Origin of the sequence: Sporosarcina sp. FSL K6-1540, assembly GCF_038620285.1 — a bacterium.
In the GTDB taxonomy this organism is placed as follows: Bacteria; Bacillota; Bacilli; order Bacillales_A; family Planococcaceae; genus Sporosarcina; species Sporosarcina psychrophila.
In genome coordinates this window covers 2,897,554-2,923,746 of sequence record NZ_CP152018.1, presented here as the reverse complement: position 1 = coordinate 2,923,746, position 26,193 = coordinate 2,897,554, and the positions used below count along the sequence as shown (strand labels likewise).

Sequence of the window (26,193 nt, the reverse complement as noted above, 5' to 3'; positions counted from 1 at the left end):
CAAACTGAGCGAAGGCGCCTTACAAGGGGTAGCCGAAGCGCTAAGACTAACGGCGAAGCTGTCTGGCTTAGGGCGGGAAGCATCCCCGAGCGCCGAAGGGAATTCAATGGGATTCTTTATTCCAACTTATTAACTTATCTCATTGAAAAATTCTTGCTAAAACTGTTGCGCTTTTTAATCGCAAAATCATAGGAATGGCTATATACAAAAAAAGGGGGACCTATCCGCTATTGCGAATAGGTCTGTAATTCCCCTAGTTATTTCGTTCCCATCACAAGAAATAGTTACGATTGTTTCGGTTCTTGTCTAACTTAAATTTCAATCTCCAATGTCTTAAACAAGAACGAATACATATCCGTCTGTTCTTCGATGATTTTAACAGTTGGTTTACCAAGTCCGTGGCCGGCATTCTTTTCCACCCGCAGAAGGATTGGATTGTTTCCTAGTTGTGCCGCTTGCAATGTCGCTGCAAATTTCGTCGCATGCCACGGCACCACACGATCATCCGTATCAGCTGTTGTCATAAGTGTCGGTGGATACTCGACGCCTTCTTTGACATTATGAAGCGGAGAATACTTGTACATGAACTCGAAATGTTCCGGATTTGTTTCAGCATTTCCGTAATCGGTCACCCAATAGCGTCCCACAGTAAATTTATGATAGCGCAGCATATCAGTGACAGGAACGAGACAAAGTGCCGCCCCATATAGATCAGGCCGCTGAGTGATGCATGTTGCGACAAGCAATCCACCATTACTTCCGCCCATAATGGCAAGCTTCTTGCTGTTCGTATAGTTTTGTTCAATCAGCCACTCTGCTGCTGCAATGAAGTCATCAAAGACATTTTGCTTTTGCCCCAACGTCCCCGCTTTGTACCATTCCTCACCAAACTCTCCACCGCCACGTAAATTCGCAACCGCATACACGCCGCCCGCCTCAATCCACATACGCTGTGATGGGGAAAAAGCCGGAGTCAAGTTAACATTAAAACCGCCATAACCATATAACAAAACAGGATTATCGCCCGTCAATTTCAACCCTTTTCGATGCGTCAGGAACATCGGAATACGCGTGCCATCTTTGGATGGATAAAACACTTGAGTAGTCTCGAAGCCTGTTGCTACAAATAACTCTGACGTATTAAATACAGTATTCAATTCATCTTTTTCAAAATCATAGCGTGCAATCGTTGTCGGCACCAAATATGATGTATAGCCTATGAACATCGTTGACGCTGTTTTCTTGCCGGTCACGCCTGATAAGGAAATGTAATTAGGAAGAGACACTTCTTTTTGGAACTGTCCGTCCAAATCATAAATACGTAGTTTGTAATGGGCATTATGCAAATAGCATACGACAAACTGCCCGTTAATGATTTTTGCGAATGTAAGGACGTCTTCTTGTTCTGAAATGATGTCAATCCAATGCTCTTTCCCTGGTTTGTCCAAATGAACAGCAATAATTTTTTCTTTCGGTGCATCGTGACTAGTCGTGAAGTAAAAGAGCTTCCCTTCATTTCCTATAAACGAATATTCGCCGTCATCGTCTGCCAATAAATGAACAAATCCTTCATCAGCTTGTTCATCACGATAATAGATACGACTTTTATTTTCTGTTCCTTTCCATACTGATAAAATCAAATAACGATAATCATCAGAGAGTATTGGATTAAAAGATAACTCTTTATCCTCAGTGTCTTCATATGCCAGAATATCCTCTTCTTGGACTGTACCAACCGTGTGCCAGTAAACGCGGTTATAGTTACTCTCATCTTCTGAATCGACCGTCCCAGGTTCAGGGAATCGATTATAATAAAACCCGCTTCCCTCTTCATTCCATGCAATACTGCTAAACTTGCACCATTTGATGACGTCAGCTTCGTCTATTCCCGTCTGTAAATTGCGGATTCGGATTTCCTGCCAGTCACTTCCGTTCAATGAAACACCGTAAGCTAAGCGATTCCCATCTTTCGTAAACGCAAGATTCGTTATCGCTGCCGTCCCTTCTTCATTCAACGTATTCGGATCTATAATGACCTCAAGTTCATCTGATGATATATCCTTTGTCCGATAAAAGATGGCTTGGTTTTGTAATCCATTATTTTTATGAATATAATAATAGTCCCCTTCTTTTTGCGGAACGGAGTATTTCGGATAATTCCATGATTTCGTTAATTTCTCTTTCACTTTATCCCGTTTCGGATACGTTGCTAAATAGTCTTGGGTTGCTTCATTTTGTTCATCAATCCAATTCTTCACCTCTAAAGTTTCCGGCTTTTCGAGCCAGCGAAAAGGATCTGCAACATCAGTACCATGGTAGTTTTCAACAATCGTTTCTGTCTTTGTCATATTGCCCACCTCATTACCCCCTATAAATGTCATCATCTATATTTTACCATATCACCACCTCAATTAAATAACTATTCTAAATAAAAAGCCGCTAACCTAATTAAAGGTTGCGACTTTTATTTATTCAATCCATCATGTCTGCAATTATGCTATACGAACGCATGCGCTCTTCATGACTGTATACTTGCGTATTGATAATTAATTCGTTCGCTCTTGTTTCTTGAATGAAACTTTCAAGCTTGCGTTTAACCGTTTCGGGACTACCCACAATCGTTGTACGAGGATCGAGCGTTTGCTTAATAGATGCTTGTTGCTGTGGTGACCAATACTCATTGATATTGTCAACTGGTGGTTTTAATTGTGATGGCATTCCCGTAGTGATACCAAGGAATTGAAGTTGCTGTGAAGTCGCCAACCATTGCGCTTTTTCGTCCGTCTCCGCTGCGATGACATTGATACCAAGCATGGCATACGGTTCTTTCAAAAACTTAGATGGCTTAAAGTTTTGATTGTACAACTGTAATGCTTGCAACGTATACGCAGGTGCAAAATGACTCGCGAAAGAAAAAGGTAAGCCTTTCTGTGCTGCAAGTTGTGCACTAAAGCCGCTCGAGCCGAGAAGCCAGATGGGTATATCAAGTCCTTCACCTGGAAAGGCGCGAACTCGAGCGGATCTGTCCGGTTCAAAATAAGCTTGAAGTTCGGCTAATTGTTCCGGGAAATCGTCACCAGTACTTTGTAATGTGCGACGCAGTGCATAAGCAGTTGCTTGGTCAGAACCTGGCGCACGCCCAAGTCCCAAATCGATTCTTCCAGGATAGATAGATTCGAGTGTACCAAACTGTTCGGCAATAACAAGTGGTGCATGGTTAGGTAACATAATACCGCCCGAACCTACGCGAATTCGTTTTGTTACGCCTGCAATATGACCTATAAGTACCGATGTTGCGGAACTTCCAATGCCAGGCATATTGTGATGTTCTGCAAACCAGTACCGATTGAAACCTAATTTTTCAGCATGCTGTGCCAATTCCGCACTATTTTTGAAGGACTGTGTTGCATTGCTACCTTCATTTATTGGAGAAAGGTCCAAAACGGAAAGTGGAATCGAATTGAACTTTTTAATTTTATCAGCAACCAAATCTTTTCACTCCTTATTTTGTTCTTATAAGAAAGAATACCGTTCCTGACTAGATTCCTCTACCAATTGGACTCAGAAAAACGTGATTTCGGATAAAATGATGCTTGACATTCAATTTTCATTTGTTATGATTAGTTCTAATTCCATAACTAATCTAACTATTTTGATGGAGACACACTTTATCTACTGAAATCTCAAGAGAGCTGATGGATGGTGCAAATCAGTGATTTCGCAGTAAAGTAGCACTCTGGAATAGATAAACTGAAACGTCTAGTAGGTTTATCCGTCACATGCGCGTTAAGCATGCTAACCAAGACTGTCTATTTTTTCAGACAGTAAAAAGGGTGGTACCGCGTGAGTATTTCAGCTTTTCGCCCCTTACATTTATTTGTAAGGGGAGGAGGGCTTTTTTTTATTCCCAAAATCGAGAGGAGAATGAAGATGTTACAAGATCAAATGCTACTTAGGATTCCAGGACCAAGTCCCATCCCGCCAAGTGTACAACGAGCGATGAGTCAACCAATGATTGGCCACCGAGGACAAGAGACATCGAATATGCTTAAAAATATCGCACCAGGTCTGCAACGGATTTTCGGTACGACACAAGACGTTGTTATTTTAACAGGTAGCGGAACAGCTGGTTTGGAAGCTGCTGTTGTAAATATTGTGAAGCCTGGTGATGAAGTATTAGTCATTGTAACAGGCGCATTCGGCGAGCGTTTCTCAAAAATTTGTGAAGCTTACAATATCACGGTTCAAAGCTTAAATGTTGAATGGGGCGAAGCGCTGAATCCCCTAGAAATTAAACGCTATCTACAAGAGCATCCTGAAATCAAAGCTGTATTTTCTACATATTGCGAGACTTCTACTGGCGTATTAAATCCTATCAAGGAACTCGCACAGGCAGTACGTGAAGTGTCAGATGCATTAATCGTCGTCGATGGTGTTTCCTGTGTTGGCGGTGTTGAGACGAGAATGGATGATTGGGGAATCGATGTCCTGGTGACAGGTTCTCAAAAAGCATTCATGCTACCAGCAGGACTGGCTTTTATCGCGGCAAGTGAACGTGCCTGGACTGTCATCGAGAATAACCCACAACCACGCTACTATATGGATTTAGTAAGATATCGCGACAATTTGTTAAAAGATACTACCCCTTTCACACCTGCACTATCTTTGTTATTCGGCTTGGAACAAGTTCTTCAGCTTGTCGATCAAGAAGGAGTCGAACAAGTAAATGCACGACATATTTTGATGATGAACATGACGCGCGCCGCTTTCCGGGCATTAGGTATTCCTTTATTAACAAGTGATAAAGATGCCTCTCCTACGGTCACAGCGGTTAAACCGGAAGATTTCGACTCAGAAGCGTTTAGAAAAGTGATTAAACATGAGTTCGGCTTAATCGTAGCAGGCGGCCAACAGCATTTAAGCGGCAAAATATTCCGCATTGGCCATATGGGATACTGTTCTCCCGCAGATGTCCTTCAAACAATCAGTGCGATGGAAATCGGCTTACTCAAAGTCGGCAAAGAAATTGAATTAGGAAAAGGCACTGCCGCTGCACAGCAAGTCTACTTAAACGAAGGAGTGTTGGTCTAAATGACTTTTAATATACTTATTAGCGATCCGTTAAGCGAAGATGGTATTTTTCCATTAAGGCAGGCTGAAGGCTTGAACATCATCGTTGACACAACTTGCACACCCGCTGAATTAGCGTCTAAAATTCATAACTATGATGCCTTGCTCGTTCGTAGTCAAACACAAGTGACACGCGAAATTATTAAAAAAGCAACGAGGTTAAAAATCATTGGGCGTGCTGGTGTCGGCGTCGACAATATCGATTTAGACGCAGCGACTGAACATGGTATTATCGTTGTCAATGCTCCGGATGGCAACACGAACTCCGCTGCTGAACATACAATTGCAATGCTGATGTCCCTTGCACGCAAAATTCCGCAAGCCTTCAACTCATTAAAAAATCAGCAATGGGACCGTAAGTCATTCATTGGTGTTGAATTAAAAAATAAGACACTCGGTGTAGTAGGTCTTGGTCGTATCGGTGCGGAAGTTGCGGCAAGAGCAAAAGGTCAGCGAATGAATGTCATTGCCTATGATCCTTTCTTAACAGAAGAGAAAGCGAAGAAGATGGGTATTACTGCGGGAACTGTTGAAGAAGTACTAAGAGCAGCAGACTTTATTACTGTTCATACTCCACTTTTGAAAGAAACGCGACATATGATCAATAAAGAAGCCTTTAATTTGATGAAAGACGGCGTTCAAATCATTAACTGCGCACGCGGCGGTATTATCGATGAAGATGCATTGTATGATGCAATCGTATCGAAGAAAGTTGCAGGAGCTGCACTCGACGTCTTTGAAACAGAACCATTTGTTGGCCATAAACTGCTGACACTTCCTGAAGTCATCGCGACTCCACACTTAGGTGCAAGTACGATTGAAGCGCAAGAAAGCGTTGCAATTGATGTTAGCCGTGATGTTGTCACTTTCTTAAACGGCGGTGCGGTGCAAAACCCTGTTAATCTTCCTTCTGTTTCAAAAGAAGCGCTGGCTAAAGTTGAACCATTCTTTGACTTAGTTGAAAAGTTGGGCGTATTCTTATCTGATTTAGCAGAGGGTGTTATCGAGGAAGTAAATATTTATTACTCAGGGCAGCTTGCTGAATCTGATGTCCGTCCTTTGACACGCAACACGCTAAAAGGCCTGTTGAAGCGCAATCTTGGAAACCATGTCAATGATGTCAACGCCAAGTTTTTGGCAGACCGTATCGGCATCAAGGTTAATGAACATAAAACTTCTACATCGAAAGGTTTTTCAAATTTAGTTACGGTTGAAGTATCGACAACGAATGGAGTAAGACGTGTTGCCGGAACTTTACTAAATGGTTTAGGTGCACGTATTGTCAAAGTCGATGATAACCTTGTCGATGTAAAACCTGATGGCCATTTACTGTTCATTAAACATAAAGACCAACCGGGTGCAATTGGCCGGGTCGGAACATTACTAGCAATCGAAAACATCAACATCGCAACGATGCAAGTTGGTCGATCCACTGTTGGCGGTAATGCAATCATGATGCTATCTGTCGATAATCATGTTGAGAAGGCTAACGTAGAACGTTTGAAAGAGCTTGAAGATATCTTTGACGTTATTGCGATCGATTTGTAAGTACGATTCCGATTTTGTTTGACTTGAATCAAATAAATAAATAAATAAATGGATAGAGTCAAGTCTGGTGAGTAGGGCTTGGAAAAACCCATTTTCATTGGACCATTTCCGGCTCGCTTTCGGCGAAATAATCACGACAGGTTTGGGAAGGAATTGCAGTTCATTCCTCCACGAGAGGCATTTGTGGCTTGAAGTGACTCCGTCACTTCAAGCCACACTTTTTTCTGTAATCCTGTTGCGAATAGTTGCCTGTCGCGTACCTACAATGGTCAAGTGAAAAATGCAGTTATGTTTGAAAGAAACGAATAGATGACTTTCTATCGGGATTGTAAGTGCCCGAAGATGCAATTTCGGGCACTCTTGCAAGTTGTACAATGTGTTCCTTGCTTACATCTAGCAAAGTGTATGCATCTAATCTTGTGATATCTTATAGAAAGTGACACTCCTTCACTAATACAAAAGGGAAAACCCTATAGAAAGTTTCAGCCGCCAAAATTGCATCTTTGGCGGCTTTTCTACAGGTAAGAAGCCAGCTATTCTTTCGTCCCGAAAAGCATCTGCACTTCGTGTACTTATGCATTTTGAGCGCGCCGGATGAAGGGCCACCATACGATTACCGAAAAGAGTGTATAGGGATGCGACAAAGTCGCATCCCTATACATCCAGACCTCTCGATATTGGTATAGACGTCATTCAATCCAAAGCAGCCCAAATGCAACTATACACGTAGCGCCCAGTAGGTGATCACGTCATTCACTGGTTAATTTTGTTTAATTAACAGGTGTGAAATAAAGCTAACTTATTTCTTTAACCTTATTATTAACTAGTCTAACCAACGCAGTAACTAAAAATAAAATACCGATAAACAAAAGACTAGCGAAAATAATTTTCAAACCGCTAGTTGGAGAATTAGACAGGAAACCGCCTAATACCAGGAATAAAACACTAATAGAAGCAAGGTAATATGTGAACACCTTATGGTTACGTTTTAATAAGATATACCCCAGGAGGATTATGAGATATGTCCCACTTAACAACATTAGCAAAGGAAATACAGGTGCAAATTTAGCTGCATACATAAAATAATCAATTGACAGAATATCGTTTGCATTTTCCAGTTGTCCATTCACTATTCCAGAAAAAAGCGCGGTATGTTTCCATTCCCAAGAATGCTCTAGTAGTGCGCTACCTTCATACCATGCTACCCCAGTAGAAAATAGTAAAAGAATTGATGCCAAAACCAATTGGATGATGACCCTAAAAGACATTTTCTCCACCTCAAATTATCGATAAACTCTGATTTCCATTTACTCACAACTTAAATATCTCTACTATATATGTTGAACAAATGAATAAGACGTATGCGCTTTACAAGGGCTTTTGGAAGGCTACTGAAAAAACCTAATAATTGGAATGAAATAGAAATCCTACGAATACCGCTTCGATGCTTTGTGGATGACTCCCGCGATAAGCCAGGGCACTGAAAAAGTACAATTTCCTTCAATACCGTTGATTTCCGTTCCGAGCGGACGCTTTCCGCGGGCACGGCTTCAGCCAATCGAACAGCAAAGGGTTCGATTGGCCTTAATTTCTGCGTTCTTTGCAGAAATTAAGGCATTCTTGCCCCGTGCTCCCAACGCTAGCGCTTTTGCTCGCAAAAGCCACTCTTCACTACAATCACCTAGTTCGTACTATAAAAAAGAACTTTTCCAGTGGCTTAGCGCTCCGGCTACCGCGAAGACGCGCCTTCGTTAGATGGTCTATGTGAGAAAGCGCATTTCATTATTAGTGGTGAAATCTGCAACCTGGATTGCGTCTTTCTTGACTATAATTATATATGTTGAATCCGGTATATATACTGAGCGAAGGCGCCTTAACAGGGGTAGCCAACCGAACAACGAAGAGTTCGGTTTGTATAATTTCTGCGTTCTTTGCAGAAATTATACAGTTAATGCCAAGAGGCATCCCCTAGCGCCGGAGCGGTTCAATGGGATTCATTTATGTAGTATCAACTAGTAATCACATTATAATCTCAGCATATACATCTCAAAATCACATTTTTCTCGATATTGAACACCCTAGCGCAGGCGCGGCAAAGGGGTCGCCGAAGCCGTAAGACTGGATGCGAAGCGCTAATCCAGGCTTATGGCGGAAGGCATCCCCAAAGCGCCAAGCGTTCTATAATCCACACCCCGAATTATAACTCTCTCATTATCGAGAACCACAGCAGATTCAATGGGATTCTTTAATTCAACATATATAATACGTTCTTCACGATACGAAGATTCCGTTAATTTTAGATGATCAATCCAAAACTATTTTCATTTCCATAATTTAAATCCCGCACAAAAAAGCGCTGACCAACTGGAGCGCTTTTTCGTTTTGTAATGTAAATAGTTTGTCCACTCCATTTCCAATCCTTCAGGGTAGATCGGATACTCATTGGACAGCCTGTTTCTTATTCAACTCTTCAAGGATAGGATATAACTTTTCTAAATGATTAATTTCATAAGTCGGTACAACTTCTTCACTGGGCAGTTTATTCTCCCGATTAATCCAGACAGAACGCATTCCGACACGTGATGCTCCTAAAATATCCGTCATTAGATTATCGCCTACCATTATTGCTTCCTCTGCAGTTACGCCGTTTTCAGTAAGCACATGTTGAAAAATAGATGCGTCGGGCTTTCCTACTCCGAATGCGCCTGAGACGATGATTTGGTCAAAATAAGGAACGAGTTCGGATGTGACTTCAAGTTTCGTGTGTTGTAAACTTGGTGAACCATTTGTTAATAGTACAAGCTTGTATGTATCTTTCAGACTGTCCAGCACTTCGAATGTTTCTTCATATAGATAAGGATGCTTTTTCCGTTCCTGTGGGAATAATTCTGCTAACGTGCTGCCAAGGTCTTCATCATTAATGCCGATTCGCTGAAGTCCATTTGTCCACGCTTCCTTACGATAGCCTGGAACAATTGCTTTCATTTTTTGAAAATAGTCCCCTTCATCATTGAATGTCCCCCAGAGACCTTCGAATGGGTTAATGCCAATCATCTGAGTAAATTCATAGGTATCATACGATTCGTAAAGCTTTCTCGCTTCCAATCTGACAGCTTCTTCAAGTTTAGCAGGATTAAGATCATGTACTTGGGCTGCATGTTCACATGTTTTTTCGAATGCGGTTTCTACACTTTTTTTATCCCATAATAATGTATCATCCAAATCAAAAATAATCGCTTTTATCATAAGAAATCATCCCCTATCTGCTTTATAAACTAGTATACATGATTTCAGACTAGTTTAACGAGTAAGAACAAAAGCGCTAGAGTCTAGACGTGAAATAGCTTCTCTTGGTGTTTAACCACAGTACGAGATTTTATAATTTCCTAGTCAAAGAAAAAACCGCTCCCTATTTCTAATCGGAGCGGCCATTCTTCAATAAATTTCTCTGTCCCAGAAGCGTTGCTGTGCGATTGCTTTTACAAAATCATCATCAAAATCGGGATTATCCGTCGCGAAGACAATTCCTGGCCCCGCCTTCGCATTTGATAATTCAAAGAAAGGAAGACCTGTCGATGCAAATCCAATCGGTTTATAATGCTTGAACGATTCGTTAATAAAGTATTGGATATTTGAATTGAATTTTGCTTGATTTTCAGCCGTACCACCAACAACATATAAGCTATCAAATAAAACCGGATCCATTGTAAGGAATGTTTCATTAACGATTACATTAAGGCCATCCGCACCTCTTACTGTGCCTAGTTTTTCACCAACAATATCCACTGTGACGCCATATTTCCTTAACGTTTTGACAGCTCTTTTCACTTCTGCACCATTAAAATCATTACCAATCAGTACGCCGACTTTCAACGTGTAAGGGACTCTCGTCGTATTTTGCTGACTGAGTGCCGGTGATGAGGCCTTGACGTTCACTTGCTTGCTAGTAGGAGGGTTTACCCCGACACCATCTGCGATATGGATTGCCAATTCTTTATCCACATTGGCAAACATATCAACGACTTGCTGTCTCACACTTTTACTAGCCACTTTCCCAACTTCAAAGATGAATGCATCAGTGATATGTTGCTTCTCTGGTGGCGACATACTGTTCCAAAATAGCCTTGCCTGAGAAAAGAAATCTTTGAATGAATCGCTTCTTGCTTGAATGATACGCCCTTCCACTTTTTCTGCATAATGGACGAATCCACCTTCTTTCGCAGTAGAAGTGGACGGTGTATTATCCGCAAGCGAGTTTTTATGGTAACTGACCTGCCCAACATCAATCCTCTGACGGCTATAGCCATTTCGCTGATTATTATGGAATGGACAGACGGCACGATTGATAGGAATCTCAGTGAAATTGGGTCCCCCGAGGCGAATGAGTTGTGTATCTAAATAGGAAAATAATCTACCTTGTAGAAGTGGGTCATTTGTGAAATCAATTCCAGGTACGACATTACCCGGATGGAACGCAACTTGCTCTGTTTCCGCGAAGACGTTGTCAACATTTCGATTAAGTGTCATCTTGCCAAATATTTTAACAGGTACGATTTCTTCCGGCCAAAGTTTCGTAGCATCTAGTACATCGAAATCGAACATGAATTCATCTTTTTCATCAATCATTTGTACACCGAGTTCATACTCCGCAAAATTACCATGTTCAATTGACTCCCATAAATCCCGCCGTTGAAAGTCTGGATCTTTCCCAGAAATCTTCTGTGCCTCATCCCATACAAGCGAATGTACGCCAAGTGCTGGTTTCCAATGGAACTTTACAAACCGGCCTTTGCCTTGTTCATTGACGAATCGGAATGTATGAACACCAAATCCCTCCATCATTCGCCAACTCCTCGGAATCGCCCGATCTGACATTAGCCACATGACCATATGAGCCGATTCTTGGTTGTTAGCAACAAAGTCCCAAAACGTATCATGTGCAGAGGCAGCTTGCGGCATCTCATTATGTGGTTCAGGCTGTATCGCATGGACAAGATCCGGGAACTTAATGCCATCTTGGATGAAAAAGATGGGAATATTGTTACCCACAAGATCATAGTTCCCTTCCTCCGTATAAAACTTAACAGCAAATCCTCGTACATCCCTTACTGTATCCGCAGAACCTTTGCTCCCTACAACATTCGAGAATCTCGTAAAAACTGGGGTTTTCGTTCCGGGTTCCTGCAGAAATCCTGCTTTTGTAAATTCCTTCATTGATTCATACAATTCGAAAAACCCGTGCGCTGCATATCCTCTGGCGTGTACAACCCGCTCTGGAATCCTTTCATTGTCAAAGTGAGTTAATTTTTCACGAAAATGAAAGTCCTCCATTAATGTTGGTCCACGAATACCCGCTTTCAATGATTCCTCGTCATTCGAAACTTTCAGTGCTTGATTTGTTGTCATTTTTGTTCCTTCATTATTCACACGGAATTGTTCCAACTGTTTATCTTTACTGTTTTCATCTATGACTTGTTTGTGGTTTGGTGATAATTTATCCACACAATCCCCTTCCGCTATCCATTTAGTAATTCTAGGCGCTTCCCTACTATATGCAGGACTTCCCCAACTGGATACAAAGAAAAGGATAGCACCTTGGAAGGGCTACCCTTTTCTTCACCTTTATATAGAAGAAACAATTATACTTTTACCGTGTCAGTGACTTCAACTACCCACCCGAATGAATCTTCCACTTTACCGGTTTGAATACCCGTTAGTGTCTCATACAGTTTTTTAGATAATTCACCGGTTTCATTATTATTAACGACCATTATGTCATCGCCCCAATTGAGTTCTCCAATTGGTGAAACAACTGCCGCCGTTCCTGTTCCGAAAGCTTCCTCTAAAGTACCTGCTTGGTGTGCTGAACGAAGTTCTTCCATGGATATTTTACGTTCAACAACCGGAATATCCCAATGCCTCAGTAATTGAAGGATTGACTTCCTCGTAATTCCTTCTAAAATACTGCCATTTAATATTGGTGTAATAACTTCACCGTTAATTTTGAAGAAGACGTTCATACTTCCCACTTCTTCTATATACTTTCTTTCTACACCATCAAGCCAAAGAACTTGTGAATAACCTTTTTTGCTTGCTATTTCTTGTGCTCTTAACCCGGACGCGTAGTTACCCGCCGTTTTTGCCGTTCCAGTTCCGCCTGCTACTGCACGCACATACTCATTTTCAACGAGAATTTTAACGGGATGAATTCCTTCTTTATAATACGATCCAACAGGAGAAAGAATAATGATGAATTTATATTTCTTCGATGGTGAAACGCCAAGATAGGGTTCAGTCGCAACCATGAATGGTCTTATGTACAGGGAAGTTCCTTCTGTTACTGGAATCCAGTCTTTATCGATAGAAATTAATTTTTCTAAAGCTTCGATTGCAATTTCTTCATTGAAAGCTGGCATGCATAAGCGTTCACTCGATTTGTTCATGCGACGCATGTTTTCTTCTGGGCGGAATAACAATACTTGCCCCTCTTTGCCTACATAGGCTTTTAATCCTTCAAAAATTGTTTGACCATAGTGAAAAACGGTTGCCGCCGGATCCATTTCAAGTGGTGCATATGGAATGATTCTATGATCCGTCCAGCCTTGGCCTTCACAATAATCAGCCACAAACATATGGTCTGTAAATACTCTTCCGAATTCCAACTGATCTGATTGTGGTTTTTGTTTTTTTGATTCACTCAATGTGACAGTGATTACATGGTTCGTCATGATGTGTGCATCTCCCTATGTCTAATTTTCAGGCCAGCTGATTTGGCTATTTCCGTATATTATGTGATTAAAAAGGAATACCAAGATAAGCGTTACCTCACGCTTAAACGATATTCCTTCATTTATCCATGTACGTAAATAACTTTCTAATAATATAGATTATATCAACTTCTTCGTAAATAAGCTATCTAATCATAAAAATATATCACATTTTTTATAGTCCCTTTCCAGAATAAAGAATAATCGTTCTGAATACCTATAAAGATAAAAACAGATGATATGTATGGATATTGAACCCTCGAAGGGACACATCTCTTGACAATTTCGTCCTCTCGCTGTAATATTAGCTTGAATTCAAGATAACTTTACAAAGATATTATCCAAGAGAGGATTGATAAAGATGAACGTAAAAGGCATTCACCATCTAACAGCAATGACTGGTAGCGCGGCGCATAACTTTAAGTTTTACACTGAGGTACTTGGTATGCGACTAGTGAAAAAAACAGTAAATCAGGACGACACAACTGCTTATCATTTATTTTACGGAGATGAGCAAGGGAATCCAGGAACTGAACTGACATTTTTTGATTTCCCAAATGCTGGACCAAAACGAGCAGGTGTCAGTAGTATTTCCAACTCATCACTTCGTGTAGCAAGTGACGCTGCACTAAATTATTGGATTGAACGCTTTACTGAATTTAACGTAAAACATGCACCCATTTCAGAATTTGCTGGTCGCAATGTTATTTTCTTCGAAGATGCGGAAGGTCAACAATTGACGCTCGTTTCCGATGAGACAAACTCAGTCGCTGCGACTGGAACTCCATGGGATAAGAGCCCTGTTCCGGTTGAGTATGGGATAACCGGGCTTGGTCCAGTTAGGCTAACTGTCCGCACTCCTGAACCGACTATCGCAGCTCTTCAAATACTCGGGTTTACAGAGAAGAACCGTGTTCCAGCTCTTGTTGAAGGACAAGACGACATCATTGTTATGGAAGTCGGAGATGGTGGTTCAGGCGCTGAAGTGTTCGTTGAGCCACGCAATGACTTACCTGCAGAGGTGCAAGGGATAGGCGGCGTTCACCACGTAGCTTTCCGTGTTAAGGACGAAGAAGAACTACATGCATGGATTGATAAAATTAACAGTACACGATTGCCGAACTCCGGATTTGTAGAGCGATTCTATTTCCGTTCACTATACTTCCGCGAGCCAAATGGTATCCTATTCGAACTTGCAACAGATGGACCTGGATTCGCAACAGATGAGCCGCTTGAAACATTGGGTGAGTCACTTGCGCTACCACCATTTTTGGAAGGTAAACGTGCGGCAATTGAAGCGAATATCAAACCATTGAATACAAGTAGATAAAAGAGCTGCGTGTAGAGATAATGTCTGGCTCTATACATCAAGATTCCTATATGGAGTAATCACCATTACTGGTGGTTACTTCTTTTTTATTGGAACATATTTTATGCGTTAACCATGAAAATCTAACTTAAAATTGTTTAGTGTAATCGATATATCCTTCAAAATCCAATTAGTAGATTATACTGATTAATTAATCGGTAAATGATACGATATAATGATACGGTTTAAAATGATAGTCATTGCTACCCGAAAGATAGGGATCTTTATTACGACTTAAAACAGATGGAGGATTTATGATGAAACTCTCAGTTTTATTAATTGGCCCTACGATTATGATCTTTTTAGGTTTAATCATATTCAAAAGTGTCCCTATTACCTTCATCCTATTCTATGGTTGGCTTTTATTTGTTCCGATTCTACTATACTTTAGAAATAAAAGTATTCGATGGAATCGTAAAAAACACCTCAATCTCAAATCTTTCACAGTTGGTCTGATTAGTGGTGTTATTTCTTTGGTAGCTATTTACGGGGCAGTTGCACTACTACATAATTTAGTTTTCGATCTTGGCGAACTAAAACAAATTTTGGTGGAGTGGAATTTCACAGGAAGTATCCTTTTCTGGTTAATTATTTTCCTCATCTTCATCAATCCTGTTTTGGAGGAGCTCTATTGGAGAGATGTTATGTATAAGCGCCTTATAGATAGAGTAGGTGCGGCTCAAACGATTATGATTACATCATTTTTTTATAGTCTATATCATCTAGTTCCCCTCTTTTCAATTTTCGCATTTCCTTTTAATTTCATTGCTGTTATTCCAGTATTTATAGCAGGTCTTATGTGGGGCTACTTTAGATACAAATTGAATTCAATCAGCGCATCAATTATTAGTCATATCCTAGCTGATCTTGGAATCATGTTGGTTTACTTGAACTATATTTTGTAATTTGCCCTACCAAATATCCCCTAAGTAATTTACTCTATTTGTTGAGATAAAGAATCCCATTGAATTCGCTAGGGAATTCTGCCAGTCTTTGGGCTTCGGCTCCCCCTTTAAGGCGCCTTTGCTTAGTTTATATAGGAATTCGGTGTATGTTGTGTTGTCCTCAAATCATATTGGTACTCATCATGATAAAAAGGCCATTCCCCGTGGGATGGCCTTTTCTATTGTATAGACTCCATCATCCAGTTAGTTTCTGTGAGAGGATCGATAGTTTAGTTTTCCGATTCTGCTACCTCTTTTACCCGTTGTAAAAATTCCACTACAATCTTGTCTGTGGAAAACAGTAAAAATAATTTCATGAACCATTTTAACGGACGATTCGTCGCAGTATAGGTTAAAGAAGTTCTGTGATCACTGAGCTTGACCAGCTCGTAGCGCGCCGTTATATCAAACATATTAGCAAGTGTAAAACCAACCTTTAACTTTTTCGCATTCGGGGAATCGTCATACTCTAACGTTTCTATTTGGTACTCCATAACACGCTTTCCTTCTTTATATTTTTGTAAATACACACTTCCGACCATTCCATCTGTTATTGTAATAGGTTTATTTTCAACTACTTGTGGCATAATTTTTTGCATATTTTCTAAAGAACCATTAAAAAAATTCCATACTTGCTCAATTGGCGCATCAATCTCTATTTCCTTCGTCCACTGTTTCATAATAAAAATCACCTCACAAAAATTTGCTTACATGTATTATAAATTTCACTTTACCACACAAGAAGATTCACTAATTCCTTCATAAAAAAGGAAAACAGTATAAGCGAACATACATCGCCTATCTGCTTTCCTTGATTCCAGCTTGCAAGATTGGTCCAAACTAGAGCACTTTACTTAAAAATGCTTTTGTTCGTTCGTTTTTGGGTTTATTAAATACTTGATCAGGTATACCTTCTTCTACGATTATTCCTTGATCCATAAACATCACGCGATCGCCCATCTCTCTCGCGAAGCCCATTTCATGCGTGACGACGACCATTGTCATCCCTTCAATTGCAAGCTGTTTCATAACATCCAGCACTTCTTTCACCATTTCTGGGTCGAGTGCAGAAGTCGGTTCATCGAATAGCATGATTTTAGGTTGCATCGCTAATGCCCTTGCAATTGCAACACGTTGCATTTGACCACCCGATAACTGTTCGGGATAAGAATTCGCTTTATCAGCTAGTCCGACCTTCTTCAACAATTCATGAGCTAGTTTTTCCGCTTCCGCAGAATTCATTTTCCGGATTTTCCGCGGAGAAATAGTGATATTATCGATTACACGCATATGCGGGAACAGGTTAAACTGTTGAAACACCATACCCACATCTTTCCGGATTCCATTGATATCCGTTTTCGGGTCATTTACTTTAACTCCGTCTATAAAAATGTTGCCGGCCGTAATATCTTCCAACAAATTTATACAGCGTAAAAATGTACTTTTCCCAGAACCACTTGGACCGATAACACAAATGACTTCTTTTTCTTTCACTTCATAATCGATTCCTTTTAACACTTCCAATTTCCCAAAAGACTTATAGAGGCCTTCCACTTTAATCATTTGATCACCTTCCTACCTTAACGCCGAGTTGAGAACATTTTCTTTCTTTGCATTGGAACATAGCTATTACTGAAGCGTTTTTCTACATACGAAATAATTTTACCGAAAACGAAAGTTAGACACAAATAAAGTATTGCAACCGTAAGATAGGGCTCCCAAAACCTTGAATAAGCTCCGGCAACTACTTTCCCCGCGTACAATAAATCATTAGCTGCGATAATCGTAACTAATGATGAATCTTTTAGAAGGGCAATCAATTCATTCCCAAGTGGTGGAACCATCCGTCTAAAAGCCTGCGGTAGAATAATATTTTTCATCGCTACATTTTGCGTCATTCCAAGAGACCTTGCCGCTTCCATTTGCCCTTTTTCAATCGACTGAATACCCGCACGTATAATTTCCGCATTGTATGCAGCGCTATTTAAAACAAGCGCAAGTGCACCTGATACAAAATAACCCAATGAGTGACCGAAAATCCCTGGAATAAGTGCTAGATGTATTAATAAAATTTGTACTAATAATGGCGTCCCACGGAAAAAGTCGACATAGTATTTGGATGGATAATAGATCCACTTTTTCTTGGATAATTTCCCCATACCCACGAATAAGCCTAATACAAAGCCTCCCAAATAGCCAACTACGGTGAGTGCTAAAGTAATTCCAATTCCACGAATGAATAATTCGCGATAATTCCATATCATTTCCCATCTAATATCCATTAAATCCAGAAAATCTAGGAAAACCAATTCAATCACTCCCATTAAATGACTTGGTGTATGCAAATCGTCTTTAAACTACAAACGATTAGTCAACATCAAACCCTGTGATTTCCTTCAATTTCCCGTTGTCCTTGATAATTTTAATCCCTTCATTCAGCATGTCAATAATTTCTGTATTGCCTTTTTTGACCATTAATCCATAAAACTCTTTTTCAAAACTATCATCTTCTACTGTTTTAAGTTTCACCTTCGGGTTGTTCGCTTTGTAATCAATGATAACTGCATTATCCCCTACAGCTGCATCTGCATTACCATTAATCATTTCACTAATTGCTAGTGGCATAGATTCTGTTGCTACAATTTTGGAACTTGTATTCCCTAGAAGTTCCCTAGTTACGATATGACCCGTTGTATTGATTTGAACAGAAACCCTTTTATCTTTCAAATCTTCAAACTTGGCAACAGTTGAATCTTCCGGTACAAGAATCAATTGGTTTGCAGCAAAATATGGATCTGAAAAATCGAATGATTCTTTGCGTTCATCTGTGATCGTAATCGATGACACAGCTAAATCCACTTCTCCACCATCTACTGCCGGGAATAAAGGCTCCCAACCGTAGTTTTTGAATTCAACTTCAAATCCTGCAGCTTCTGCAATCGCTTTCACAATATCAATATCTATCCCAACAATATTGCCTTTCTCATCCATTAACTCCATTGGTGCATACGTTGCATCCGTCCCAACTTTTAATACTCTTTTTCCGCTGTCTCCATCTTTCGATGAACCAGAATCCTTCGTGCCTGTTCCACAAGCAAACAATAGAATGCTTACACTCGCTAACAGTAACCCCAATGATATAAAGCGCAATCCTTTTTTCATCGTCATTCCCCCTTATGTTTTTGAGTTCCTGCAACATGTATCACTATAGTTATCCGAAAGTTCTGGATAGTGACTTTATTATATACGAGTCATCAGTCCTATACAATAGAAAAATAGACGTTACCTAAGCACAACCGACTAGGGTATAATCCACAGACCAATAATTTTATAGTTTCCTATAGGAACAACAAAATCCCACCGGTACTAGTTACCCGGTGGGATTTGATTCTCAATTAATAAAATTATTGTAGTCCCTCAAATAATAACACTCTTGCAGGTGATGCATCTGTACCCGTCAATTTTAAAGGTGCAGCAACCATGAAATAGTCCCCTTGTTCAACTTCTTTTAAACGAAGTCCTTCAATAATAATAATCTCGTTTGCAAATAATGTTTTATGAGTTGGATGTCCTTCTTGGCTTCTTTCAATTCCAAGCGTATCTATTCCCACTCCTCGAATACCAATCTCGGAAAGATATTCTGCTCCATCTTGTGCAAGATAAATAAAATCAAAATTAAATGTATCCTCAAAAGAATTCTTCGTTTTAAATAGAACGAAATCACTCTTTTGGATCTCAAATTTTTCTAAATCCGCTTTAGAAATCCCATCTTCTACATTTGTTAGTTCGAGTACTTTACACTGTCCCACAAGACTTTCCATTGGAATTGATTCGAATGTATCTCCATCTACAACCATGTGTAGCGGCGCATCGATGTGTGTTCCTGTATGCACATCAATCTCCAACCGAGTTTCGGTTACATAGCCATTTGTTACCCGATTAAGTTTTGGTTGTTTTTCAGGTTTATCTTTGTAAACAGTCATACCTTCATAAATAGTGCCTGTTACATCATGCATTTTCATTTTAGCAACACTTCCTTTTTTTTAGTGTCTGACTATATAGCTATCCTCGCATGAAATTTAGCATGCCGTCTAGCAAAACTACTTTCGTTACCTCATCAGTATACCAAAATTGACACTAAGTTCATGCATGTCCTCTATATATGATTTTATTTATAGTCTTAGAACCACACATCGTTTAATGATATACTTAAAGCAGTTTCAAGTATAATTCGTGTCTACACTACAATTGGAGGAAAGCGAAAATGGATAACGTAACAGCCTCAGTTGGACCTGATGAAAAAAATCAATTAATTGATTTCCAAGAAGAATGGACAACCCAAGACATGACCTTTGTTTTATTTGGAGCAACGGGAGACTTAGCAAAACGTAAATTATTTCCTGCTTTATATAATTTGTTTCTCGACGACAAATTGCCAGATTCAATCTCCATAATTGGTTTAGGCAGAAACTATTTTTCCGATGACATTTTCCAATCAAAAGTCGAAAGTGCACTTCGTGAATATTCTAGAAGAGCTGTCCAAACTACCGGATTGAATGAATTTTTAGCCAAATTTCGATACTGTAAATTTGATGCAACAGACAATGATTCGTATCAAAACCTACATGAACTTATTCACGACAGAGAAATAGAATTAAACATTCCCGGAAATCGACTTTTCTATTTGTCGGTTGCTCCTCAACTGGTTGATATCATTACATCTGGTCTTAATCAAAGCGGTATCAGTCAAACATCAGGCTGGAAGCGGCTCATAGTTGAGAAACCCTTCGGAAGCGATTTAAAGACGGCACGACAATTAAACGAGAGTTTGAACAACGCTTTCAATGATGAAGAAATTTACAGAATCGACCACTATCTTGGAAAACCTATGGTCCAAAATCTCGAATCCTTTGAATTCGCCAATCCGATATTTGGTTCATTATTAGATCATAAACGAATTGCTAATATACAAATCACAGCATGTGAAACGGTCGGGGTAGAAACACGAGCCGATTATTACGATCAAGCAGGTGCAATTCGGGATATGGTTCAGAATCATCTTCTTCAGTTAGTAATGATGACGGCCCTTCACCTACCCGAAAAAATGACTGCTGAAGAAATTCGAAAGCAAAAAGTAACGATCATGGAATCCCTTCGACCTATCAATAAAGATAAGATGGAACAAGATGTTGTACGTGGTCAATACGAAGCCGGTGAGATTTTTGACACCCCGGTTGTTGGTTATAAAGAAGAGCCTGGGGTTAATGCTTCTTCAATGAATGATACTTATTTCGCAGCTCGCCTCTATATTGACAATCCATCTTGGAGCGGAATCCCCTTTTATATACGAACAGGGAAACGGATAGGTACAAAATCCACCAAGATTGTCATTGAGTTTACGAACAATGTAAAACAAATAGATGCCCTTCCAGCCGATGGGATCACTCCAAACTTATTGATATTCGAAATTAGTCCGAATGAAGGTATTTCTTTAGTGATAAATATGAAAAACCCTTCAAGTAACCAATTTGAGCCAGCTTCCATTAATTTCTCCACCAATTCAGAGGATCAGCCAGAAGCATATGAACTACTTCTATTTGATGCGATACGCGGTAATGCAACATTCTTCGCTAATTGGAAAGAAGTTGAATTATCATGGCAGTGGATTCAACCACTCCTAGAAGCGTTTCAAGAGAATACACTACCTTTACATTCATACCCTGCCGGTTCAAATGGGCCAGAAGCAGCTAATCAACTATTGCAGGCCGATCAATTTAATTGGTGGTAAAGAGCCGCCTGTTCAGGAGCACAGCCAAAGTACGCCGCGTCCTGCGACAATTAGGAGGGATGAAGTTCAATCCCTCCCCGCTGCGTGACCCATATCCTGGAGGCCTCCAAGTCTCTAGGTGATGGAGTCTAGACGTGAAATCTTCATATTGCAGATTACCTACAGTACGAAGTTTTATTATTTCCGAAGCAAAACGTGATAAATCACATAAAAAGAATGGGGTAGGATTATGACTAAGAAACAAATGGGCGTTATTGGTTTGGGCGTAATGGGGATGAACCTTGCGCTAAACATCGAAAGTAAAGGCTATTCGGTAGCTGTCTATGATTATTGGACAGATCGAACAGATGAATTTTCCAACAAAGAAGCGAAAGATAAAGCTATTCATGGTAGCTACAGCATTGAAGATCTAGTCGCTTCGCTAGAAGTCCCACGTAAGATCTTATTAATGGTTAAAGCCGGGGAAACAACAGATACAGTGATCCAGTCCCTTGTCCCTCATCTTCAACAAGGGGATATTCTTATCGATGGAGGAAATACATTCTTTAAAGATACGAATAGACGTACAGCAACCTTAAAAGAATCAGGCATACATTTCATTGGTGCAGGTGTTTCTGGTGGAGAAGAAGGAGCTCGTAACGGCCCATCGATTATGCCTGGAGGCTCAAAAGAAGCTTACGAACAAGTGAAGCCCATTCTTGATGCTATTTCGGCAAAAGTTGACGGCATTCCCTGCAGTGCATATATGGGCCTTGATGGAGCAGGACATTATGTGAAAATGGTTCATAATGGCATTGAATATGGCGATATGCAACTGATTTCCGAAGCCTATTTCATCATGAAACATGCACTTGGCCTTGAAGCGCAGGAGTTGCATGAAATATTTTCAGAATGGAACAAGGGAGAACTCGACAGCTATCTCATTGAAATCACAGCAGATATTTTCACAAAGATGGATGAAGAAACTGGGAAACCGCTCATTGATCAAATTCTAGATGTAGCCGGACAAAAAGGCACAGGAAAATGGACTAGCCAAAATGCGTTAGACTTAGGCGTGTCCCTTCCAATCGTCACAGAGTCCGTATTTGCACGATTTATTTCTTCTATTAAGGGAGAGCGCGTTGCAGCAAGTAAACTACTAAAAGGCCCTGAACTGAAAAAGTATGTAGGTGATCCAAAAGAGTTGATTGAAGCGATTCGTAAAGCTTTATATATGAGTAAAATTTGTTCATATGCCCAAGGTTTTGCGCAAATGCGTGCAGCATCTGAGGAGTATGATTGGAAAATCCCTTACGGAGAAGTAGCCATGATTTTCCGTGGAGGATGTATCATTCGTGCCCAGTTCTTACAGAATATCAAAGAGGCATTTGATACTAACAGTGACTTGCCAAACCTATTAGTTGATCCCTATTTCCAAGAAATAGTAGGAGACTATCAGAATTCGCTTCGCGAAGTAGTAGCCGTAGCCATTCAACATGGGATTCCAATTCCTGCTCTCTCAAGTGCATTGGCTTACTATGATAGTTACCGTACGGAGACATTACCGGCCAATCTTATCCAAGCTCAACGCGATTATTTTGGCGCACATACCTATGAACGCCTGGATAAAGAAGGCCATTTCCATACTGAATGGGCAATAACAAAAGCGCAAGCGCCTGGTCAGGGGCGACAGGCATAAGCCGGGCTGGCGAAGCGGCGTTCTTTGCCGCACAGCCGGACCGACAAATTAAGGAACACAGCCAAAGTACGCCGCGTCCTGCGGCAATGTCTGCGTGACCCACATCCTGTGGGCCTCCGAGCCTCTAGGCGCTGGAGGCCTAGACGTGAAATAGCCTATTTCGCAGGTTATCCATAGTACGAGATTTTATAGTTTCCTAAGCAGCAAAAAAGTACCAGGTACCGATAATCGGCGCCTGGTACTTTTTATTGGCTTTCGGTCGTTTAAAATTTCGGTGACAGTCATTTAGTTTGCGGACAGTTTTTTCTCCAATATGATTCTATGAATTCCCTCGTCATCCGCGAATGTTTCCACAACATCAAATCCATTTTTAATATTAAGGATAAGCATATTCCGCCAGCTATTTCTCGTCTTTGTTTGAACAATTTTATAACCCGACTCAACTAAAAAGCGATGTTGCTGTTCCAGTAGCCTTGTTGCGATTCCTTTTCCTCTGTAGTCCTCATGAACTGCCCCGTACCAACTATAATACTTATGCGGGTCAAGCTCGTAACCAATTTTATAACCGACCACCGTTGATTGATCAAAAGCTACATTTATTAAGATTTTCCGCTTTAATTTTATTTTCTCCACTAACGTTTTGGAATCTTTGAAAATACTTTCATGTAATTCCAAAATCCCATCAATTATTTCATGTTCAGGAATCTCCAAAAACTGTTTAAAGTTTAGCATAACGAACCCTCCTCACCAATAATATGCAGTTCATGCATTGGCCTTGTCATTGCTACGTATAGTAACTTTCGGTCGATTGGGTGATTTCGGAATGGCTCGTCGAAAGCGGCGATAATGACCGCATCAAATTCCAATCCTTTTGCTAAGTGGCTTGGAACAATGAGCAGACAATTGTCATTGATGCCAGATTGATCTCCCACTAGATGGACTGACATTCCAAACTCCTGCAGAGAGGTGAAAATCTCCCTAGCCTCTTTACGCGTTTTACAAATAAGTGCGACAGATTGATGACCGCGTTCGATAATTCCTTCATAAATACGTTGAATGCCGCCCCCCTCTAACTCATGCATCTCATAATACTTCGGTTCTCTTCCATGACGAACGACCGGTTCTACAAGTGGTAGATCTTCATCCATCTGTGCAAGAACTTGATTCGCCAGATTCATTATTTCAATCGTCGTTCGGTAGCTTTTTTGAAGTGTCGTATACGTTGCTCTTGGAAACAGTGCCTTTATCGGTTCCCATGATGTTAATGATCTGTAACTATGAATTCCCTGGGCCAGATCCCCAACCATTGTAAACATATCCGTCTCTAGACCGTCTTGCATTGAAGCAAGCTGGAATTCGCTGTAATCCTGTACTTCATCGATGAAAACAACCCTCATTTTCCATTCATCTGCAATGCCTCTAAGCTTTGCGTGCAAATAATAAAGAGCTGCTAAATCCTCGACTTCCCAAAACTCTTTTTTATGTGCCTCCAAAAAAGCATATCTGTCGCGCTCGGACCACTCGTCTGCAAATTCCTTTTGTAGTTCGCTACTTGTTAGCCAGTCCCGATATAATTTCTTGATATTGAACTTTTTGAATCTGCGCATATAGGCTGACGCAACCGTTTTGCCTTCCTTTTCAATAACAGGAAGTCTTTCATCTCTTTCTTCCAATATTCTTGTTAACTTCAGTTTCCTTCTTTCATCATCCCTTATTCCGTATAACGCCTTATCAAGTGCCGCGTCGTACTTTGTCGTTAGCATATCCATAAGTTGTTTTCGTTTTCGCTTAACGTCACTTTGAACGATAATTTTAATTCTATCCAGTCTTTTCTCAACTGGCATATACGAAAACTCTTTTAGAAATAGCTGTTTCAACCGAGAAGCTTTCATAATCCGATATTTTTCAATAAAGACATCTTCAAATAACTCAGCCATATCCAGTTCCAACTTATGCACATAGCGTTGCATGATTTCTCGGTATTGTAGGCTTCCCTTCACACGTGTTACAAAAAGCAAACTTGCATCTAGCGTGTCAGATTCAGTAAGCTGTTCCAACTTAGCGTCTGGATCCATCAACTTCAGTTTCAATCCTGTAGCACTTAAAACATATTCGCTATATGTCGTCTGACAGATGCGCCCTACACCGAGTTCGGGAAGCACATCCGCAATATAATCCATAAATAATTTACTTGGTGCCAAAATCATCAATTTATCAGCAGGAAAGTTTTCACCCATTGTATAGAGGAAATAAGAAATACGGTGAAGGGCAATCGTTGTTTTCCCGCTTCCTGCGGCTCCCTGTACAATAATTGGTTGTTTCAAATTCGCACGGATAATTGCATTTTGTTCAGCTTGAATCGTCGACACAATTTCAGTCAGCCGTGTATCCGCCTTGCCAGCAAGGGCTTCCTGAAGTAGTTCATCATTCGTTGTAAGATCGACATCACGGATATCAAGAAGTTCACCTTCTTCAATTCGATACTGCCGTTTGGAATAGAGATGTCCCTCGAACTCTTCATCTCGCACTTTATAGGATAGAGCCCCTAGTCTCCCATCGTAATAGACATTTGCAACCGGTGAGCGCCAGTCGACGATAATCGGTTCCTGCGTTTCCCGGTGGAATAAAGAAGTCTTGCCAATATAGAGTAACTCATCAGCCTCATTCTCTTTTCGAAAATGAATGCGGGCAAAATAGGGCTTCTGCTGAATTGCCTCCAGCCCCTCTTTTTGCGAACGGGCCATTTCAAAAAATCGAGCGTTTGTCAAAATGTTGATATAGCTTAAACTTGAATCCAAATAATCCAGATCAGCCATCGACTGGCGGATCTGTTCTTGGGAGGATTTTACATCACGTCGCGATTCCTCCAACAATTGCTGCATGTACTGTTTGGTGTAGTCAAGGCGCTGTAATTCAAACTCTAAGTCAGGATGTTTCTGAGACATACAGACCCTCCATTTGTTGTATTT

General features: G+C 40.5%; 19 protein-coding genes and 1 other annotated feature. Of the genes, 6 read left to right on the top strand and 13 right to left on the bottom strand.

Features of this window, described 5'->3' with window-relative positions:
• Positions 1-311 precede the first annotated feature (311 nt).
• A complete protein-coding gene (locus MKY15_RS13795; protein ID WP_342537782.1) occupies positions 312-2,348 on the bottom strand; it encodes a prolyl oligopeptidase family serine peptidase in 2,037 nt (678 codons plus the stop codon).
• A 124-nt stretch (positions 2,349-2,472) separates the two neighbouring features.
• Complete coding sequence (locus MKY15_RS13790) at positions 2,473-3,489, bottom strand: LLM class flavin-dependent oxidoreductase (RefSeq protein WP_342537781.1); 1,017 nt, start codon at positions 3,487-3,489, stop codon at positions 2,473-2,475.
• 154 nt (positions 3,490-3,643) lie between these two features.
• Positions 3,644-3,871: a binding site (T-box leader), on the top strand.
• 59 nt (positions 3,872-3,930) lie between these two features.
• Between MKY15_RS13790 and MKY15_RS13785 the strand changes: the two genes are divergently transcribed.
• Positions 3,931-5,091, top strand: a complete 1,161-nt coding sequence (locus MKY15_RS13785; protein WP_342537780.1) for an alanine--glyoxylate aminotransferase family protein — start codon at positions 3,931-3,933, stop codon at positions 5,089-5,091.
• A complete protein-coding gene (gene serA / locus MKY15_RS13780) occupies positions 5,092-6,678 on the top strand; it encodes a phosphoglycerate dehydrogenase (RefSeq protein ID WP_342537779.1) in 1,587 nt (528 codons plus the stop codon).
• Positions 6,679-7,472: 794 nt separating this feature from the next.
• Here the strand turns inward: serA and MKY15_RS13775 are convergent.
• From MKY15_RS13775 to MKY15_RS13760, 4 genes are all read right to left on the bottom strand, one after another.
• A complete protein-coding gene (locus MKY15_RS13775) occupies positions 7,473-7,946 on the bottom strand; it encodes a DUF4306 domain-containing protein (protein ID WP_342537778.1) in 474 nt (157 codons plus the stop codon).
• 1,171 nt (positions 7,947-9,117) lie between these two features.
• The gene (locus MKY15_RS13770) at positions 9,118-9,924 is read right to left on the bottom strand and encodes an HAD family hydrolase (RefSeq protein WP_067206932.1); all 807 of its coding nucleotides are present in this window, start codon (positions 9,922-9,924) and stop codon (positions 9,118-9,120) included.
• 189 nt (positions 9,925-10,113) lie between these two features.
• On the bottom strand, positions 10,114-12,180 hold the full coding sequence (locus tag MKY15_RS13765; protein ID WP_342537777.1) for a catalase: 2,067 nt from the start codon (positions 12,178-12,180) through the stop codon (positions 10,114-10,116).
• A gap of 137 nt (positions 12,181-12,317) precedes the next feature.
• Complete coding sequence (locus tag MKY15_RS13760) at positions 12,318-13,406, bottom strand: branched-chain amino acid aminotransferase (RefSeq protein ID WP_187047032.1); 1,089 nt, start codon at positions 13,404-13,406, stop codon at positions 12,318-12,320.
• A 400-nt stretch (positions 13,407-13,806) separates the two neighbouring features.
• Here MKY15_RS13760 and MKY15_RS13755 point away from each other — a divergent pair, with 400 nt between their 5' ends.
• Together MKY15_RS13755 and MKY15_RS13750 are read left to right on the top strand one after the other, a co-directional pair.
• Positions 13,807-14,775, top strand: coding sequence for a ring-cleaving dioxygenase (locus tag MKY15_RS13755; protein WP_067206916.1), 969 nt, complete (start codon positions 13,807-13,809; stop codon positions 14,773-14,775).
• 296 nt (positions 14,776-15,071) lie between these two features.
• Complete coding sequence (locus tag MKY15_RS13750; RefSeq protein ID WP_187047813.1) at positions 15,072-15,719, top strand: type II CAAX endopeptidase family protein; 648 nt, start codon at positions 15,072-15,074, stop codon at positions 15,717-15,719.
• Positions 15,720-15,988: 269 nt separating this feature from the next.
• Here MKY15_RS13750 and MKY15_RS13745 read toward each other — a convergent pair whose 3' ends face one another.
• The 5 genes from MKY15_RS13745 to MKY15_RS13725 form a co-directional block, all read right to left on the bottom strand.
• Positions 15,989-16,438 carry an SRPBCC family protein gene (locus MKY15_RS13745; protein WP_067206910.1) on the bottom strand — a complete coding sequence of 150 codons (450 nt, stop codon included), beginning with the start codon at positions 16,436-16,438 and terminating at the stop codon, positions 15,989-15,991.
• 160 nt (positions 16,439-16,598) lie between these two features.
• Entirely contained in the window at positions 16,599-17,321 is a 723-nt protein-coding gene (locus tag MKY15_RS13740; RefSeq protein WP_067206907.1) for an amino acid ABC transporter ATP-binding protein, read from the bottom strand.
• A gap of 17 nt (positions 17,322-17,338) precedes the next feature.
• The gene (locus MKY15_RS13735; RefSeq protein ID WP_187047812.1) at positions 17,339-18,022 is read right to left on the bottom strand and encodes an amino acid ABC transporter permease; all 684 of its coding nucleotides are present in this window, start codon (positions 18,020-18,022) and stop codon (positions 17,339-17,341) included.
• 103 nt (positions 18,023-18,125) lie between these two features.
• Positions 18,126-18,920, bottom strand: a complete 795-nt coding sequence (locus MKY15_RS13730; RefSeq protein ID WP_342537776.1) for a basic amino acid ABC transporter substrate-binding protein — start codon at positions 18,918-18,920, stop codon at positions 18,126-18,128.
• 242 nt (positions 18,921-19,162) lie between these two features.
• Positions 19,163-19,780: a cyclase family protein gene (locus MKY15_RS13725; protein WP_342537775.1), complete on the bottom strand. Its 618-nt coding sequence runs from the start codon at positions 19,778-19,780 to the stop codon at positions 19,163-19,165.
• Positions 19,781-20,103: 323 nt separating this feature from the next.
• On the opposite strand from MKY15_RS13725, the gene zwf reads away from it, so the two are divergent.
• A complete protein-coding gene (gene zwf / locus MKY15_RS13720) occupies positions 20,104-21,546 on the top strand; it encodes a glucose-6-phosphate dehydrogenase (protein ID WP_340742583.1) in 1,443 nt (480 codons plus the stop codon).
• Between the two features lie 229 nt (positions 21,547-21,775).
• A complete protein-coding gene (gene gndA / locus MKY15_RS13715) occupies positions 21,776-23,224 on the top strand; it encodes an NADP-dependent phosphogluconate dehydrogenase (protein ID WP_340741678.1) in 1,449 nt (482 codons plus the stop codon).
• Between the two features lie 285 nt (positions 23,225-23,509).
• Here the strand turns inward: gndA and MKY15_RS13710 are convergent, their stop codons facing one another.
• Both MKY15_RS13710 and helD read right to left on the bottom strand, forming a co-directional pair.
• Positions 23,510-23,956 (bottom strand): GNAT family N-acetyltransferase, encoded by a 447-nt coding sequence (locus tag MKY15_RS13710; RefSeq protein ID WP_342537774.1) that lies wholly within the window; start codon positions 23,954-23,956, stop codon positions 23,510-23,512.
• Positions 23,950-26,169, bottom strand: coding sequence for an RNA polymerase recycling motor HelD (gene helD, locus MKY15_RS13705; RefSeq protein WP_342537773.1), 2,220 nt, complete (start codon positions 26,167-26,169; stop codon positions 23,950-23,952). Before helD ends, MKY15_RS13710 begins: the two co-directional genes overlap by 7 nt.
• Between the last annotated feature and the right edge of the window lie 24 nt (positions 26,170-26,193).

Coding starts and splice junctions, on each gene's coding strand:
- MKY15_RS13795 (WP_342537782.1), bottom strand. CDS start 2,348: ATGACAAAGACAGAAACGATTGTTGAAAACTACCATGGTACTGATGTT.
- MKY15_RS13785 (WP_342537780.1), top strand. CDS start 3,931: ATGTTACAAGATCAAATGCTACTTAGGATTCCAGGACCAAGTCCCATC.
- serA (WP_342537779.1), top strand. CDS start 5,092: ATGACTTTTAATATACTTATTAGCGATCCGTTAAGCGAAGATGGTATT.
- MKY15_RS13775 (WP_342537778.1), bottom strand. CDS start 7,946: ATGTCTTTTAGGGTCATCATCCAATTGGTTTTGGCATCAATTCTTTTA.
- MKY15_RS13770 (WP_067206932.1), bottom strand. CDS start 9,924: ATGATAAAAGCGATTATTTTTGATTTGGATGATACATTATTATGGGAT.
- MKY15_RS13760 (WP_187047032.1), bottom strand. CDS start 13,406: ATGACGAACCATGTAATCACTGTCACATTGAGTGAATCAAAAAAACAA.
- MKY15_RS13755 (WP_067206916.1), top strand. CDS start 13,807: ATGAACGTAAAAGGCATTCACCATCTAACAGCAATGACTGGTAGCGCG.
- MKY15_RS13750 (WP_187047813.1), top strand. CDS start 15,072: ATGAAACTCTCAGTTTTATTAATTGGCCCTACGATTATGATCTTTTTA.
- MKY15_RS13745 (WP_067206910.1), bottom strand. CDS start 16,438: ATGAAACAGTGGACGAAGGAAATAGAGATTGATGCGCCAATTGAGCAA.
- MKY15_RS13740 (WP_067206907.1), bottom strand. CDS start 17,321: ATGATTAAAGTGGAAGGCCTCTATAAGTCTTTTGGGAAATTGGAAGTG.
- MKY15_RS13735 (WP_187047812.1), bottom strand. CDS start 18,022: ATGATATGGAATTATCGCGAATTATTCATTCGTGGAATTGGAATTACT.
- MKY15_RS13730 (WP_342537776.1), bottom strand. CDS start 18,920: ATGAAAAAAGGATTGCGCTTTATATCATTGGGGTTACTGTTAGCGAGT.
- MKY15_RS13725 (WP_342537775.1), bottom strand. CDS start 19,780: ATGAAAATGCATGATGTAACAGGCACTATTTATGAAGGTATGACTGTT.
- zwf (WP_340742583.1), top strand. CDS start 20,104: ATGACCTTTGTTTTATTTGGAGCAACGGGAGACTTAGCAAAACGTAAA.
- gndA (WP_340741678.1), top strand. CDS start 21,776: ATGACTAAGAAACAAATGGGCGTTATTGGTTTGGGCGTAATGGGGATG.
- MKY15_RS13710 (WP_342537774.1), bottom strand. CDS start 23,956: ATGCTAAACTTTAAACAGTTTTTGGAGATTCCTGAACATGAAATAATT.
- helD (WP_342537773.1), bottom strand. CDS start 26,169: ATGTCTCAGAAACATCCTGACTTAGAGTTTGAATTACAGCGCCTTGAC.